Source organism: Streptomyces sp. MZ04 (assembly GCF_004684775.1).
Classification (GTDB): domain Bacteria; phylum Actinomycetota; class Actinomycetes; order Streptomycetales; family Streptomycetaceae; genus Streptomyces.
The window spans coordinates 1-1,896 of sequence record NZ_SRIC01000528.1 but is presented as its reverse complement, the minus strand read 5'-3'; the positions used below and the strand labels follow the sequence as shown (position 1 = coordinate 1,896).

Annotated in this window: 2 protein-coding genes; both read right to left on the bottom strand. The window is 74.5% G+C overall.

All coding sequences use genetic code 11. The annotated features are described in order from the left end of the window. Positions 1 to 82: 82 nt before the first annotated feature. Entirely contained in the window at positions 83 to 1,492 is a 1,410-nt protein-coding gene (locus E2651_RS42820; protein ID WP_135336663.1) for an NAD(P)/FAD-dependent oxidoreductase, read from the bottom strand. Beyond that, on the bottom strand, positions 1,489 to 1,794 hold the full coding sequence (locus E2651_RS42815) for a (2Fe-2S)-binding protein (RefSeq protein ID WP_135336664.1): 306 nt from the start codon (positions 1,792 to 1,794) through the stop codon (positions 1,489 to 1,491). Before E2651_RS42815 ends, E2651_RS42820 begins: the two co-directional genes overlap by 4 nt. Positions 1,795 to 1,896: the final 102 nt, after the last annotated feature.

Below are 1,896 nucleotides of genomic sequence, written 5' to 3'. Positions count from 1 at the left end.
CGGCAGCGTCAGATGTTTATAAGAGACAGCTCTTGGTGCTGTGCGGTTCCGTGTCGGCCGTAGGCAGGGGCGGTCAACGCGGTCACCGCGGTCGGCCGGGGTCGGGCTCGTCCTCGCCCGCCCGCGCGAGGACGCCCAGCGGCACCGGCCGGGCGAACGGTCTGCGCGCGGACCGTTCCTCGCATCCCGTGAGTCCGGCGACGGCCGCCGCGCACATCCGGCCCTGGCACCAGCCCATGCCGGCGCGGGTCAGGAGCTTCACGCTGCGCGCGTCCGTCGCGCCGAGCTCGTCGACGGCCTCGCGGACCGCCGACGCGGGGACCTCCTCGCAGCGGCAGACGAGGGTGTCGTCGCGCAGCAGCTCGGCCCAGTGTGCGGGCGGCGCGTACACGGCGTCGACGGTGGCAGCGAACTGCCGTGCTCTGGTACGGGACTTGGCCGCCGCAGCCCACCAGCGCGGGTCGGGCTCCCGCCCCCGGAGCCGGGCGGCGGCGGAGCGTCCCGCGATGTGCCCCTCGGCGAGGGAGAGGGCGGCGCCGCCGATGCCGGTGGTCTCGCCGGCGGCCCAGACGCCGGGCACATCGGTGCGCTGCTCGGCGTCGACGGCGACGCCGGGCCCGACGATCCGGCAGCCGAGCGCCTCGGCGAGGTCGGTGTGCGGCAGCATGCCGTGCCCGACGGCGAGGGTGTCGCAGGGGATGCGCCGCTCGGTGCCCGCCCTGACCCGCCCCTCCGGGTCGAGGGCGGCGACGGTCACCGCGTCGAGCCGGTCCTTGCCGTGCGCCTCGACGACGGTGTGGTGCGGCAGCAACTCGACGTGGTGGCGCAGGAGTTCGGCCGCGTATCCGGCGCCTTCGGCGAGCTTGGCAGGGTGGGCGGCGAGTGTCGCGGCGTGCCGCGCGAAGTCCTTCGGCCCCGCGGACTCGACCAGCGCCGCGACATCGGCCCCGGCGTCGGCGAGACTTACGGCGACCGGCATGAGCAGCGGCCCGGTACCGGCGACCACGGCGGTGCGTCCGGGGAGTACGAGGCCGCCCTTGAGCATGGCCTGCGCGCCACCGGCGGTGACGACGCCGGGCAGCGTCCAGCCGGGGAACGGCAGGACCTTCTCGTATCCGCCGGTGGCGAGCAGTACGGCGTCGGCCCGCACGGTTGCGGCCTCCTCCTGCTCGGGCCCGAGCAGCGCGTGCACGGTGAATCCGGACGACGGGCCCAACTGGCGCTCGGCGAACCAAACATGATGCTCCGTCAAGTGAGCGATGCGCCCCGCCTCTACGTGCCTGGCCAAGGCGTCCCGCAGCCGCCGCCACGTCCGCCACTGATGGTGCAGCGCCTCCGGGCGGCGGGCGCCGAGGGCCTCGGGGGGCTGCCGGTAGAACTGCCCGCCCGGCTGCGCGGCCGAGTCGACGAGGCGTACGCGGATGCCCCGGTCCGCGGCGGCGATTGCGGCGGCGAGACCGGCGGGTCCGGCCCCGATCACGGCGAGGGTCATCGCGCCTCACCCGTGTCGCTGTGACCGGTTCCGTCCTGGGTGCGGATCGCGTCGCCCGGCTCGGCGGGTACGAGGCAAGCGCGTTGATTGGGGCGGCCGTTGACCGTGACCAGGCAGTCGAAGCAGACGCCGATCCCGCAGAACACACCCCGCGGTTCTCCCCCGCGCCGCGTACTGCGCCAGGCGGTGACACCGGCCGACCACAGCGCGGCGGCGACCGTCTGACCGGGCAGGGCCGGGATCTCGCGACCGTCGAACGTGACGGTGTACGCCGGTCCGGGGCGGGCGCGGACCAGGTCCATGGGGGTGGTGCGCTTGCTCACGACGCCTCCTCGGCGAATCGATCGGGACGGAATGGGCCCTGTCTATTATACACATCTCCGAGCCCACGAGACGCTCATGAA